Below are 14,055 nucleotides of genomic sequence, written 5' to 3'. Positions count from 1 at the left end.
TCGCCAGCGCGCCTGTGCCCAGCGCCGTGTTGGTGCCGACCTGGATCGTGCCGCCACTAAGCGTGGTGCCGCCGGTGTAGGTGTTGGCGCCGGTCAGCGACAGCGTGCCGTCGTCGATCTTGGTCAGAGCGCCACCGCTCACCACACCGCCGAGCGTAAAGCTACCCCCGGCTGTGTCGGCATTGATAGCTTCAAAATTGCTCACTGCGCCCGACAAGCCGGAATTGATGTTGAGCGTATCATTAGAGCCTGCGCCGCCACTCAGCGATGTTACCCCCGCCAAAGTTACACCCGAGGCGATGTTGAGCGTGTCGCTACCATCCCCTAGCGCGATACTGCCCGTAACTCCTGCGCCCGCATTGAGCGTCACAACCGCATTGCCGACACCGTCCGAAATCGCCACCCCAGAGGTTGCGCTGACACTCGATCCTGACAGCAGGTTGATCTCCACCGCGCCACCCGCATCGGACTGGGTTGCAATGCCCGCGCCAGTGCCGCCCGATACTATACCGGAGACCGTCACCGACAGCGTGCCGCCCGAGTTGTTCGCCGTAACGCCAGTAGTGGCGCCCGTGATCGTCGAAGTACTGGAATCGGTAAGACTTAAACCATTTGTGCCGTTGAGCACGAGCCCGTCCCCGGCTATTGTCTGAACGCTGTAGCCGTTGGGATCTGTCGTGACCACCAAAGGCGCGCCCGCCTCAGTCCTGGTCGTGTTGTTATTTGTGCCAGATAGCACCACCGTTTGCGCCGAGGCCATAGGTGCCAATAGCAGTCCGCTGCCCAGCGCCATGGATACCGCAAGCGCCGACAACGAAATGTCCGCCGATAGAGCGCCGATATGGGGCGACATGCTGACAACGCGACCCTTCCACTTGGTCATCCGCCCGCCGCGCAGAAGGAGCCAGCCGGCAGCATGGCGCGCGTCGTCAGATGTTTTCATAATTGCCATAATTTGACAGACCAATGCATTTTGCTCGGAAGAGTTGTTAAGTGGGTAGTCATATATTCAACGTGTATGTTGGGTCGGCTGTAAAAGACGTCTTCGAAATATATGTCATGAAGTCCGGCGTCATCTTAGGCGCTTGGGATCTTAGGCGCTTGGGGCGAGAAAACCCTTGTCCGCTAAAGTTTAATCGCGGCGGAACCTACTGTAGCCCCAATTGCCAGTGTAACCGCGATAGCCAACAGTGGCCGGGTAGCCGCCGGCATAGCCCCAGCCGCGATAGGCGGGTACGACTATGACGACTGGCACGACAACCACGCCATATCCCCAGCCGCGATAGGCGGGCAGCCCATGGACGGAGTGTTGTCCCCAACCGCCAAAACCAGGATAACCGCGCCCCGCATAACCACGACCGTCATAGCCACGGTTGTAGCCATATCCCCGGGCGCTGTAGCCGCGACCGTCATAGCCAGGATTGTACCGGGCGCCACGTCCCTCGTGACCGCGACCATCATAACCATGGTTGTAACCATAACCTCGGCCGTCATGACCCCGATCGTGGCCATAGCCACGTCCGTTAGCACCGCCATTATGTCGGCCATCCCCGCGATTATCGTGGGAACTCTGATCGTTGCGTTGGCTGCTCGATGATCCACTGTGGCGTGATCCACCGCTGTTTACTTGCTGACTGCCCTGCTGCTGGCCTTGATGGCCAGTCATTGGACCGTCGGCTGCCGCCGGACTTGCAGTGAGAACGCCAGCAACCAGGGTTGCTAATGTCAGCAGATATTTTGACTTGTTGAACATTTTAACCTCCTTCGAAGCAATGCCTTTAATCTGTCGTTTTTACGAAAAGTGGTGGGGGGCCTCAGCCCCCCACCCAAGTCGTTTGTGGTTCATGCTGGGGGTTCTAGCAGGAACCGGGGCTTGGCCGGGCGGTATCGCCGTCCGGCCAAGGGATTAGTTGCCACCACCGATGGTGCTGACCGAGCTGTTGCCAATCGCCTGAGCACTTATGCTATTGCCGCTGTTGCGGAACATGCTGCCCGAAGCTGGCCCACTCGGGGTCATGGTGAAGCCCACGCCTGTTGCCGTTGCCGTGACGAGACCGCTGTTGACCTGATTGCTCGATATCGCGCTGGACGGGATACCCGCGCTCCATGTCGCCATGGTCAGGGTGTTGGTGGCAGCGTTACCAAAGGCTACGGCAGAAGTCGTATTGTTGCTGAGCGAGGCTGAGGAATTCAACGCCGATCCGGCCGTCACCGGCGTCGTTGCTATCCCCGTACCCGTCCCCGCAAGCCCCACTGCATAAGCAACGGAGTTAGCGATCGCAGCTACGCCACCAGTGTTTGTTTGCGCGTTCAAGACAACGGCCCCGGCGGACGCTGCAGTGGTTGCCGTAAAGGTGGGGTCAGTCGCTATACCGGTGTAGGCCACGTTAACGTTATAGTTAAGCGCGTTCGAGGCCGAGTTACCGCGTGCCAAAGCCGTGGTCGTATTGCCTTCGACGGCGACACTACTGCCATTTGCTGCATAGGTAGAAGCCACACCCGTGGTCAGTTCAAGTTTGTACGTACTGCTCGACGCCGTGGCGGTAACACCGGCAGCACTCGACTGCTCGTTACCAAGCGCGGCCGTTGCACCAATGTCGGTGGCCGAGACCGCAAGGCTATTTGTCGCGCGGTTGGATGACGCTTCCGCCGTGGTTGTGTTTCGTGACAAGGAAGCTGAACCATTCAAGATACCGGTAGTGGCGGTAGTGGTTGTATCTGTCCGGTCCAAGTTATAGGCGGTAGTCTCCGCCGTGCTGGTGAGCGTGCCGCTCGCATTCTGGCTATTGTTCAGCGCATAATCCGCTGTTGTTACATTGGTCGTCACATTGACACTGGCAAGGCCAGTCGAACCATCAACCGCCAAGCCCGACACAGACACGGTGTTGGCGGCATTGTTGATTGCCCCCAAGGATGTATTGCTGTTGCCGTTCAGGGCGACCGACGAACCAGACGAAGCCATATTGGCATAGAGCGACATTTCCGACGTGGCGCCAGTAACTGAGGTGCCCGATTGGACATTGTTCAGTGCCGCCGTCGGATCATTGCCCGTGGCGCCTGCATCGACCGCCGTCAGCTGAACCCTGTTGGTCGCCGAGTTGCCCAAGGCTTCGCCAAATTGCGTGTTGTTTGACACTGCAATCTGCGAGTCCGTCACGGCCGCATCGAAGAGCACGTCGACGCCGTAGGTTGCATAAACTTTGGTTGTGGAAGCGGCGTTGGTATCCAGTGTCTGGGAGTTCCCAAGGCTGAAATCGGCATTGGTCACCTGAGTGCCAATGGTCGAATCTGCCGTTGCCTTAGCGTCTGTGCCGTCACCCGTCAGCGTGGTAGCCGATGCCGTCAGCGTGTTGGTGCCGACGTTGCTGATTGCGGAACCGCGCACCATATTGCCGGTAACGGCAATGTTGCTGCTCGAAATCGCGTCGTTGAAATCAACAATAACGCCCGCATCTACGCCTACGGCTCCAGGAAGCCCAGCGGTGTCCGCACCGATAATTGACGACACTCGCGCGTCACTGTTCTGGTTATTGACGACAGCGCCATCACTGGTGAGCGTCGTAGCCGCGAGCGTGATGCTGTTGGTTGCCTTGTTGCTCGTGGCGAAGGCATCTTGCATGTTACCTGTGGATGTCACGGATGACGATGACGTTGCACCCGCGATCTCAGTCCGAAGCGGGATTGGATCGTTGAGCTCAGCCTTGACCGTGCCATTGCCGCCATCTTGGCGGTTGACGACCGCAAAGGCGGCGTCGGCAGTCAGTGCCGTCGAGCCGGGCACACCAGATGTCGCACCAGATGTGTTGGCAGCTGTTGTCAACGTGGTAGCCGACGCGGTCAGGGCGTTGGTGGCCGAAGCGCCATCCGCGAAGGCCTGTATCCGGTTGTTGGAGGTCGACACTGATGAACTGCTGAGCGCGCCACCGACGCTGGTCAACATGGCAGTATCGCCGGAATCTGACACTGTTTGAACGAGCGCCGCGATGTTAGCGCCGTCTGACAATGCTTGGATGTTGGCGATGACGGCCGCATTCGCAATTGCACCAACGACCGTGGCGCCTTGCGAGAGAGTTCCGCCGACGGACAAAGTGGTAGTATTTGCGGCCACAGCGCCCTGCGCCTGCGCGGTCATGGCGTTGCGATCGTTGTTGATGGAACTTCCGTTTGAAACCTCACCGGTAACGCCGACAGTGAAGCCAGCTGTCGCCGCGGCAGTCGCATTGGTGGTTGCCGTCACGCTGCCCGCAATCAACTGGTCATTCAGCGTTGCATATGCGCCGCCCACCGTTCCTTCGAGACCCGCCGAAATGGTCGCGGCCGCGACGGCATCCGGTGCCTGAAGGGTAATGGTCGTCCCTGCGGCCGTGAGCGTATTGGTTACCGTTCCGCCTGTCGCGCGCGACTGCAGTGCATTGTCCGTCAGCGATGCTGATGACGCCGTCGTGGCGCCCAAGGACGTCGCCGTAATGCCGGCCTGGCCAGTGGTGGCTGCAGTGACGGTGCTTTCTGCGTCACTGGTCTGGGTGCTGACAATGGCCGCGCCAGTGCCAACCGTGGTGCCCGAAAGCGCCAATACATTGCCTGCCGAGCTGCCGGTGGCAGTTGCAGCCTGCGTGTTGCTGTTGACATCAAGCGACGAACTCTCAGTCACGCCGGCAACGAGCGTCACCGAAGATAACGTGTTTGCGGCTGACACATCGGTGAAAGTGTTGGTCTGGCGGCTGCTCACAAGTGCCTGACCGGTCGCGCCGGTATCGGTGCCAACTGTCTCAGCAGTGGCGCTAACCGTGCCCAATGTCAGCGTGGTACCATCGAGCGTCATACGCTGCGTCAGGCTGTTGGCGGTGGCGACGGCGGCATCGGTGCCGCCGCTCACGGTCAGATCGCTGGCCGTTGTGGCGCCTGCTGTCAGATTGATGTCAGTGTCATTGACCGTCGCCGTAACCGAAATGTTGTTGATAGCTGGCGTGGCGTCGGCGACCCCAGTGTTCTGCTGCATCGCGCCCAGAGTTGCTTCGGTTGAGTTGGTTGTGAAATCAGTGGTGCTCACCGCGGTGGAGGCCGTGTTGCCCGTTGCAGATGCACGGTTAACCGCATCTGAAATGGTCAACGGCGAGTTCGAAGTCGTGCCGGTTAATATCTTCACCTGGGTACCATTCGCACCGCCAGATCCTGTCTGCGCGGTGGCCGAGGACAAGTTGTCCTGTTCGACCGAGATCCCCGAAGACGTGATAGTGACAGCCTCGCCGGAATCATTGACCGACGGCGATGACGTGTTGTTGATTGCGGTTGCCGTGATGGTGCTGTCGATGATTGACACGCTGCTGTTCGTCACAGTGACACCGTTGCCCGATGTGTCGTTGGAATCGTTTGCCGTAGCCGTCGTGCCCGAAGATGCAGACACCGACTGATCGACAACCACCAACGCATCCACCGTATTGGCCAAGGTCACGTCAGTGGCAGTGGTCCCTACAGATTGCGCTTGGGCTGTAACTGCAGTTGCGCCGAGGATGAGGGCACTCGCGCTTTGTAGAAGCTTAATCTTGTTTGATGTTGAATATGACATGGTCTTCTTCCCTTTGTTAGATAATGTAATCATTTGGTAATTTTTATACGCGCCAGCAGCTGGACACCTGGTCCATCCCGATAAATCGTCGTGTCCATGGCGGCGGGCCGCCACGTCATCGACAGGGATTTTGCAGGGATGCCGCGGCTGGACAGCGCGGCGACGAGACTGGAGAGGCGCTGGTCAAGCAGCCGTCCCCGTTGTGCGGGGTCAAGCTTTTCCGAATCCCGCGCGACAAGCACGAGGGACACAGGCCCCCGCGCCAGCGCGGTCGATAGTCGGTCCAAGATGGACTGCGCTGGGACGGAGAGGTTGGCATCGTTAATGTCGAACGGGATCTGAATGATCTCGCCCGCCTGTTCCGCCTGGCCACTGGTGTCAGAATTCAGAGACTTCTTCTCCGACGTCGCCGCCCTTGGCGCCGCGCTAAGCACGTCTGTTGCGGTCGGCGCGGGTGTGGGATTGGGTGGCGCAGTCGCAAGGGCTTGAGACATTGGAGCTGCGGGCAACATCGGCTGTGACGGCGCTTCGACCATCGGGCCGACAGGGGCGTTGCCGTCCATGGCCACCTGCCCGTCGCGGGTCATTTGCGCGAAGATTTCCTCAGACGTTTGCTCCTGAACCTCTTGCGTCCGCAGCGCGAGGCAGGGCATGGGGTCCACTGCCGTCACCCGCCCAATTAGGCGGATAGCGGCCTCTTCAATGGCGGCCCGAACGCCGAGTTGCAAAGGCTCTTGGCCCTTTGAGCCAACATTGATGTCGACCAGTCCCAGGCCGAAGAAACGAAATGTGTTCGCGCCGACCTCATAGCCGCTGAATTGCTTTGAAAGGCTAATCGCATCGACAACAAGCAGCGTGCGCGTATCCACAATGCGTAGGTCAATGGCCACGCTTTGGGTATATGTGCGGCTCTTGGCGCCAATATTGTTCAGCGATGCCTCCGCGCCGCGCGAGGCGATGTTGTAATTCACCTCGGAAATGCCGCCGGCAATATAGTAGTCGGACACTTGAATGGTTCCGCCATAATAGGGCACCCACGGCACTTTTTTTCCGTCGACCTCGTGCTGCGCGCCATCGCCCAGCTGGCGGCGCTCCATGTAGCCCAGCTCGCGGTCCGCAATCGTGCTATCGTAGCGCTCTGCAATGCGGACAGTGCCGCCCAGCTTGCCTAACGCCGAAAAGAGCATTAGCGAACCGCCCTGCGTGATGACGTTGCCTTCGTTGATCGAATATCGGCCAGTGAAATCTTTTATTTCACCGACGCCAATCACCAACGGCGCGCGTCCGCTGGCCGCGAGCGATCTTGCATAGCAGCCAAGCGCCGCCTCCATTGGCGTCAAATTGTTGCGGACGGGGGTCCCTATCTGCATCGGTGCCTCACCTGGGGCGATCCGCTGCGTTTGAACGCCGATCATCGAGGGACTGCATCCGGCCAGAAAAAATACCGCCGAAGCCAATAAAATTGGACGCCCCGAGCGGGACCATCGTCGCGGGTTCATTTTGATGGGGTCCGGAAGACAATGCGAGGCACAATTTACTTGGAGACGCCGGTCACGCTTGCAAACGCGCAAGCATTGGAGCCGTTTACGCTGGCGTCTTGCACGCCAAGATTGTCCTGCGCAGAATTCAGTACCTGCCTTGTGAGGTTATTAGATGCCGACGCAAGGCTGTCCCCCATCACGTCACTGGCGACGAGGCCGGAGTTCTTCTGCGCGTTGTTCAGCACAGTTTCAAAAGGCTGCTGCATCGCAGATGTGCTTGCCGAGCTTGAGTTGCCGTTGGCTGAGCCGGTCGCACCCGAGCTATTCGGCGTATTCGCCGTGGTGGAGTTGGTTCCAGCGTTACCGGAGGCATTTGCAGCGTTCGAGCAATTGAAGTTGTTCTGATTGTCGATGAAGGAGTTGTACACCGGCGAGTTGTAGAAGCCCGACTCCTGCTTGCGCCTTAAATCCTCAATGTACGCGCGGTTCGCGAGTTCGGCCGTCGTCTGAAACTGCCACGCCGTGTTCTCGTTCAATCCATTCGCATGGGCAACGGAGCTGCCTGTTAATATGGCTGCCATAACTGACAGATGAATAGTTTTGCGCATCGTCTTCATCCCGATTGGGGTTACATCAATCAACACGACTTTAGTAATCAGATCTAATCAGATGTCAAAGATATATTTTCATATTTTTTATAAGCATACTGTTTTTAAATGATATAAAGTCAGAATAATGCTATATTTGATGATATTCTGCTTAAATGGCCGCAAAAACATCAGTGCGACCCGCTATGCCGACGCGTTTAATCTGGAAAGGCGTGGAACGCGATTCGGTCGGCCAGGCCCGACGCGAGGCCACATGGTGGGATACCGATGGCGAGGCATTGGCAGTGGCCGCGATTAATTAAGATCATGGCGCGCCCGCACTAAGCCGTGGAGTAATGAGGCATCGCAATGCGCTAGACGACACAGACTGTCCGGCGACACCTACACCCAAAACCTCCGAGGCGCCGCGGCTTGGGGGTGCACAAAAACCAATTATTACAGGCAAACGCTCTGCATTTCCCGCTCAACATTGGTGCCCGTCTCTACCGCACGCCAAACGCGGCTCGCCTTTTCAGTGGTCGCTCGGCCTGCTTTCGAGACTGCAGAAACCATCAGGTTTCTGGACATCTTTGTATCACAATGTACTTCAGTTTTAGAGACAATCTCCGACAACGACGCATCTTTCAAGAAGACGATCTTGGCGGAATAGGCAACGAGGGCTTTCGACCTTTGAATGCTGCTATGGTCAACATAGAGCAGGACGTCGTCGCTCCAGTTAACAATCCGCCAGTCAGCCTGGGGGGCACGGCTAGATGCGATAGAAGTCGACGACAGGCACACCAAGAAAATTAGAAACTTTCGCATTTTTTCAATCCCTTGAATAAACCCGAAGTAAATGGATAGTGTGAGCCCACGCAGACTGGGGCAGCGCACTTGGGCCGATTATCATCGGTTCAATCTTACGTCCATTATGTAATCCCATGCCCGCTAGTCAATAACTGTTTTTTACTGCGCGCAACCATATATGTTTAATATCTGTTTGACTCGAGTAATCCGTTTCATTAACGAAAACTTCAAACGGAGGCTCACATGAAAAAAACTTTCGCGGCTGCGGCGATATGCCTGCTCACCAACGCCTGCGCCACGGAGCGTCAGGTAGTAAAAATGATTCCCGAGCTAGAGCAAAGGCGCTTGGCCGTTGAAATTGCATTGGCGGAACGCGTAACGAAGGTCGAGGGCGTTGCTGAGGTGGCCTTGAGCACGGCTCAGGCCGCCGAGAAAACGGCTCAAACTGCTCAAAAAACAGCCGAAGGTAAGTTCCTTTACGAAACAGTCATGACGGATACTATCCTCTTTGCTACAGGATCGGTGATCTTGGATGCGGCTGCCAAGCAGCGGATCACCGAACTTGCAGTTGGCCTGAAGGGCAGCAACCGTAACCTTTTTATCGAAATTGAGGGGCACACAGATGCTGTCGGCTCGGCCGAGCGAAATGACGTTGTAGGTCTGCGCCGTGCGGAGAGCGTACGCACCTTTTTTAGTGAACAGGGCGTCGCACTTAACCGTATGTCGACCATTTCTCGCGGCGAGAGGTCGCCAATCGCCTCATATCTGACCTCTGCAGGTCGGGCAGCCAATCGCCGCGTTGTGGTGACGATCAAAAAGTGACCTTCGTTCGTGGTACAGTTAGAATGTTACGCAGTCCTATCTTAAGGCGTTTGCGAGCGCGCTGATTGTGGAACGGTCAACTGTCTTTTATCGCCTAACCTTATTGCACTGGACACCCGCCTATGACTATGCGAACGACTAAAGCTAGCACTGACCGCGCGCGTATTTTGTGTTTAGACCTGACGAAGCTTGCGCCGAAGGTTAGCGGAAATTTTCAGATGGCTGGAGCTGACAAGTCATGATCCCCAATGCTCCAAAAAATATTTGCATCGTCGACGACGATAATGACTTTGTTGAGTTTCTTGGCCAGTATCTTGGCGTCCGCGAGCTTTTATCTGCCGGCTTTGCGACTGCGGAAGCTTTGCTGAAGTCCAATAGAATGTCATCATTTGACTTCTACATTTTGGATTTGGGACTTCCTGGGATCGACGGCGTCGATCTCATTACCTTGATCAGGGGCCAAACATCTGCGGGCATTCTGGTGATTAGTGGCCGCATGGGCGCAGACGCATTCAACTCCGCGCTCACCGCGGGCGCAGACATGTTCATAAACAAACCCGTGCGCTTTGATCAGGTGTATAACGCAATTGCCTCCGTTTGCCGCCGCACAGCGCTTAAATCGACTGCCAGCAGGCCATGGAGGCTCGATAGTCGCCGCTCGCAGTTCGTTGCACCCAGCGGAACAACCGTTGATTTGACGCCGGTCGAATTGAAGATTTTAAGCTGCCTGTGCGCTGACTTTGACAATCCAATGTCACGACAGGATTTGGCTGACGCCGCCGGGATTGTGCAGAACATAGACGACCGGAATTTGGATTCAGCTATCTTTCGACTGCGGCGAAAAATTGAAAACGGCACGGATCAGCCCTCACCTCTGAAAACGGTTCACGGGCTTGGCTATCAAATCAGTGAACCGGTTGAGGTGATCGATAACCGAGACGGCGGCTAAGTGGACCAAGTCCAATTCTTGAGTTCGATTGATTACGCGTACTTCGGTCAGTTAGTGGCCTTCACAATATGCCAGTTAGTGTTGATCCGGCAAGACAATCGAATGCAGGTGATTTTGTGGATATGCTCAAGCACGTTAATCGCGCTGTCGTTCACCCTAGCACCGGAGAACTTATTGAATTTGTCCAGTCCATATCTTGCACCTTATTCTGCCTTTTTGGCTTTGCTTGGGGGTATCTTTCGATACGCGGCAGTTAGTTTTCAGACCAAGGGCTTTCTCAGGGACAGACCGAGTAAGGGCTTGATCATCCTCTCAATCGCCGCAGCGCCACTCACCCTTGACGACATTTTTTTAGATTACAGTGGGCTTATTGTCTCATTAGTCGCGCTAACAATTACGCTCGCGTCCATCCTAGCCTTAAGGCGAAACAGATATTGGGCAGCCTCAAATCAAACAGCACTCAATGTGCTAACGTTAGGGTTGGCCTTCGCCGCTATACTGTTGTCGGTTCGCGCCTTCACCGTTCACCCATTCGCTGCAGACACTACTTTTGGCGGCAGTTCAAAGATACAAATTTTTTCTGCAGCAGCAGTGGTCGCCATTTCCTTTTTCCTCCAATTGGGCTTTACAGGTATGCTCTTTGCGCAGCAGGCTAAGATTGTGGTTTTCCGAGATCGTCGGAATTTAAGGGCTTGGGTGCGGGCGACAGATGTTATGCAGCAGTCCAAGAAGCTTACGGACACCTCAGAGCAAAGACTTGCTTTTATTGAACTTTTGACGCACGAGGTCCGTACGCCGATGAACAATGCGCAGGCATCTCTCCAGTCCATCTCGTCCGCACTGGAGCGTTCATCGGCGCTATTTAAGGATGCAGAGCATGCCTTGGAACGCGCCGCCGCCTCGCTGGATGGCATCACACTGGCCCTGTCTAATGTAATCCTCCTAGGCGTGCTGAGCGTAGGGGGTAAGGAATGGGATCGACACCCAGTCGGCGCGTTCGAAATCTTGGAAATGGCGCGGTTGGATTGTAGCCATGCGATGCAAAAACGCATTGTCCTAACGCAGCCTGAAAACAGTCTTTTCGTCGAATGCGTGCCAATTTTTTTGCGTGTAGCCTTGCATAACCTGTTTGAGCATGCGCTGTCCCTCGCGAAAATCGACAGCGACATCAGGGCCTCCATAGATGTCGATGACGTTAAGATCGGTACCACATTCTCAATTGTTTTCGAGATAGGCAGTCAAGAACCGCCTACTTTTCCGTGCTACACTGAACTCTGCTTCACCGATACTTCAGCACCGGCGACTACCAGTTTAGGATTATTTGCCGCAGATCGAGTTGCCGCTTACCACTATGGCGATATGTCGATCGAACAAAAAGATGATGACAATGTGGTATTTAATTTATTTTTATCTTTTTAATTTATAAATATTTATTTTTTAACATAAAAATGGTAATACTTAAATGAATCCAAATGCGTTAATATTAAATTTGAGTATGCTTTATGCTTCTTCTTTATTAGCATTTTCAATAATTATTTATTTTTCTATTAGTAAATCAACATATTATCAATCTATTTTATGGATATTTTCAAATGCAGGCTCAGCATTTGCAATGCTGATCCCATCTGTTTTTGTGGAAACGACCTACTCGGGACAGTATAATTTTTTCAGTTACGTTTTGAGCGGCGCATCCATTATCCTGCCTTACTTTGCCCTAGCGGGACCCAGGGTGAGATTGTCACGTTACTCCAGACCCAACATTATTCTTGCGGCCGCCGTTGCGGTAATGTTGATGAGCGCCGCCCTGCCTTTTGGATGGCTACCGTTGGCGCTGGGGTATGCTGCCGGCGGCGTTATTCTCTGGCTCACCGGGTGGGTCTGCCACAAGAACCCCCTTTGGCGATGGTTTTGGGGCAAACAGGCTTTGATCTTTGGCTTAAGCGCATGTGCCTTGCTATTCCTATGGCGTGCCTGGATCGTGTCGGCCACCAGAGATGGCGCTGGGTTTGATATCGACCCTTCGAGCAACACACTGGGACTTGAGATCTTAATCTTTTCGTCGTTTTGCATGCAGATCGGGTTTCTCAATCTGATCATTGGACGCCCACTTCGGTTAGAGCTCTTTGCAGCGCGCCGCGCTACAAGATTTTTTGAAAACAGCAAGCGAATGTCGGCAGAAGAAAATCGTCTGGCCGACTTGGCGCGTGAGCGCCTCATGACGTTGGGCCTTTTAAAACATGTGGTGCGCCAGCCCATCAACAATGCCCGCGCGGCACTTGAAGCCCTTGACTATGCAGTCAAAGCCAAAACACCCATGGCGGTCAAATCAAAACTGGCCATTGCCCGTGCGAATGACGTGCTGGATGCCGTTACCCTGGCCATTTCGAACGCCATTTTTGGGGCATCATTTTTGGAAGAGAACGCCAATATCACGCCACGGTCGGTTGATGCATATGATGTCGCTCGGCTCGCAAAAACGGATTGCCCGACTAACCTGGTTCCGCGGATTGAAATCAATTCTCACGCTAAGCCAGTTTTTGTTAATATGGATCCCGTTCTGGTTCGCCTTGCCCTGCGAAACCTGCTGGACAATGCCCTGAAATATTCGCCCCCACACAGCCTAGTCCAGTTTTGCATTCTCCAGCGTGAAGATTTATTCGGCGCTTCTTTCAATGTGACAAGTAAACTAAGCGGGGATAATTTTCTGGACGAAACCATTTTCTCGCGCCATAGGCGTGGGGCGAGGGCCAAAGGCGGTGGCTCGGGCCTCGGCCTATATCTCGTAAAAAAAGTGGCAGAGGCGCATGGCGGCTCGGTATCTTTTTTGGTTCACGATAACGCGACGGTCACATTTGAACTTTTTCTCCCGGACTAAAAGCGCGGTCCATGATTGTTGCCGCCTTATTCTCTTATGGCTGGCACGAGACACACAAGTCATGCACCTCAAGGGCACTTTTTGTGCATCTAAGAATTTTTGAATTTGGACGCAAAGCTGCCGTTACGCGAAACAGAAAGCTTGTCATGTTGGCGGGACGGGCTTATCAGCTAATCTCTTGATTGCTTCGAATTTGGCGGTACCAGCTTGAAATATAGCTTGTCGCAAAACCCCCGATCAAGTTCCCCACGTTACGCCGATGAAGTAATAGTTGGCATCTGGCAAACTTCCTCATGCTTTACAAAAATCCCAAAAAGCCATCGCATACTCCGGCTGCTTCGACACCCATTAGTCGCGCGGACCTAACCGCGTGGGTATACGCAAAGCCTGAGCCTATGGCTCAGGCAGCAACGCCACAAGTGTCGGCGGACAACCCCGCCGACCTACTGACGAGAGCAGAAGTAGCGCAATATCTTCGCGTGTCCGATCGCAATGTGTCGCGCCTCATTCGCACAGGCCAATTGCCCGCTTCACGCATCGGACGAGCTGTCCGCATCCGGTATGCAGACCTGCTCGGTATACTTGATGGAAAGCCCAGGATTTCTGTCGATTTAGGTACCCATCGTGAATGGGCGCCACCCCATGCTGGAGAGAAGTCCAGCCTAGAGAAAGCTATCAGTACCACACTAAACGGGAAAATCCCTGTTAGTGGTTTGGTACGTAAATGGTGCACCCGGAGCGATTCGAACGCCCGGCCCTCAGATTCGTAGTCTGATGCTCTATCCAGCTGAGCTACGGGCGCACACCGTGAAGGCCGGGCTGATAGCCATGCGCGCGGGGCATTGCAACCTCTTCCTTGCCGTTTTAGGCGATAAATCATGCACCGCATGGCCCAGCCTCTTGTTCTTGCCCTTTTGCTGGTCGGTTGCGCCGGCCGATCCAATGATTGGCCCAGCCTGAACCCGCGT

General features: G+C 55.1%; 12 protein-coding genes and 1 tRNA gene. 6 read left to right on the top strand and 7 right to left on the bottom strand.

Going from position 1 to position 14,055, the window contains the following annotated elements; all coding sequences use genetic code 11:
* The 3 genes from Q0N43_RS11135 to Q0N43_RS11125 form a co-directional block, all read right to left on the bottom strand.
* Window positions 1–943: autotransporter-associated beta strand repeat-containing protein (locus Q0N43_RS11135; RefSeq protein WP_295446352.1), on the bottom strand; the 943-nt coding region annotated here is incomplete at its 3' end.
* 189 nt (window positions 944–1,132) lie between these two features.
* On the bottom strand, window positions 1,133–1,753 hold the full coding sequence (locus Q0N43_RS11130) for a hypothetical protein (protein WP_295446350.1): 621 nt from the start codon (window positions 1,751–1,753) through the stop codon (window positions 1,133–1,135).
* Window positions 1,754–1,906: 153 nt separating this feature from the next.
* Window positions 1,907–5,050, bottom strand: a complete 3,144-nt coding sequence (locus Q0N43_RS11125; RefSeq protein ID WP_295446349.1) for a hypothetical protein — start codon at window positions 5,048–5,050, stop codon at window positions 1,907–1,909.
* Here Q0N43_RS11125 and Q0N43_RS11120 point away from each other — a divergent pair.
* Window positions 5,031–5,411 (top strand): hypothetical protein, encoded by a 381-nt coding sequence (locus Q0N43_RS11120; RefSeq protein WP_295446347.1) that lies wholly within the window; start codon window positions 5,031–5,033, stop codon window positions 5,409–5,411. The two genes, Q0N43_RS11125 and Q0N43_RS11120, sit on opposite strands and share 20 nt — an antisense overlap.
* Before the next feature lie 184 nt (window positions 5,412–5,595).
* Here Q0N43_RS11120 and Q0N43_RS11115 read toward each other — a convergent pair whose 3' ends face one another.
* The 3 genes from Q0N43_RS11115 to Q0N43_RS11105 all read right to left on the bottom strand — a co-directional run bounded on the left by Q0N43_RS11115 (window position 5,596) and on the right by Q0N43_RS11105 (window position 8,459).
* Window positions 5,596–6,936, bottom strand: a complete 1,341-nt coding sequence (locus Q0N43_RS11115; RefSeq protein ID WP_295446346.1) for a CsgG/HfaB family protein — start codon at window positions 6,934–6,936, stop codon at window positions 5,596–5,598.
* A gap of 164 nt (window positions 6,937–7,100) precedes the next feature.
* The gene (locus Q0N43_RS11110; RefSeq protein WP_295446344.1) at window positions 7,101–7,688 is read right to left on the bottom strand and encodes a hypothetical protein; all 588 of its coding nucleotides are present in this window, start codon (window positions 7,686–7,688) and stop codon (window positions 7,101–7,103) included.
* 402 nt (window positions 7,689–8,090) lie between these two features.
* Window positions 8,091–8,459, bottom strand: a complete 369-nt coding sequence (locus Q0N43_RS11105) for a surface-adhesin E family protein (protein WP_295446342.1) — start codon at window positions 8,457–8,459, stop codon at window positions 8,091–8,093.
* A 225-nt stretch (window positions 8,460–8,684) separates the two neighbouring features.
* Between Q0N43_RS11105 and Q0N43_RS11100 the strand changes: the two genes are divergently transcribed.
* From Q0N43_RS11100 to Q0N43_RS11540, 5 genes are all read left to right on the top strand, one after another.
* Window positions 8,685–9,263: an OmpA family protein gene (locus tag Q0N43_RS11100; protein WP_295446340.1), complete on the top strand. Its 579-nt coding sequence runs from the start codon at window positions 8,685–8,687 to the stop codon at window positions 9,261–9,263.
* Between the two features lie 238 nt (window positions 9,264–9,501).
* Window positions 9,502–10,212 (top strand): response regulator transcription factor, encoded by a 711-nt coding sequence (locus Q0N43_RS11095; protein ID WP_295446338.1) that lies wholly within the window; start codon window positions 9,502–9,504, stop codon window positions 10,210–10,212.
* A gap of 18 nt (window positions 10,213–10,230) precedes the next feature.
* Complete coding sequence (locus Q0N43_RS11090) at window positions 10,231–11,631, top strand: hypothetical protein (protein ID WP_295446336.1); 1,401 nt, start codon at window positions 10,231–10,233, stop codon at window positions 11,629–11,631.
* Window positions 11,632–11,707: 76 nt separating this feature from the next.
* The gene (locus Q0N43_RS11085) at window positions 11,708–13,087 is read left to right on the top strand and encodes an ATP-binding protein (RefSeq protein WP_295446354.1); all 1,380 of its coding nucleotides are present in this window, start codon (window positions 11,708–11,710) and stop codon (window positions 13,085–13,087) included.
* 293 nt (window positions 13,088–13,380) lie between these two features.
* Window positions 13,381–13,857 carry a helix-turn-helix domain-containing protein gene (locus tag Q0N43_RS11540; protein ID WP_366845967.1) on the top strand — a complete coding sequence of 159 codons (477 nt, stop codon included), beginning with the start codon at window positions 13,381–13,383 and terminating at the stop codon, window positions 13,855–13,857.
* Here the strand turns inward: Q0N43_RS11540 and Q0N43_RS11080 are convergent.
* A tRNA-Arg gene (locus tag Q0N43_RS11080) sits at window positions 13,813–13,889 on the bottom strand. The two genes, Q0N43_RS11540 and Q0N43_RS11080, sit on opposite strands and share 45 nt — an antisense overlap.
* Between the last annotated feature and the right edge of the window lie 166 nt (window positions 13,890–14,055).

This window comes from Sphingorhabdus sp. EL138 (genome assembly GCF_945882965.1).
In the GTDB taxonomy this organism is placed as follows: Bacteria; Pseudomonadota; Alphaproteobacteria; order Sphingomonadales; family Sphingomonadaceae; genus Sphingorhabdus_B.
The sequence above is the reverse complement of the archived record's forward strand: the minus strand, read 5'-3'. Positions and strand labels throughout refer to the sequence as shown.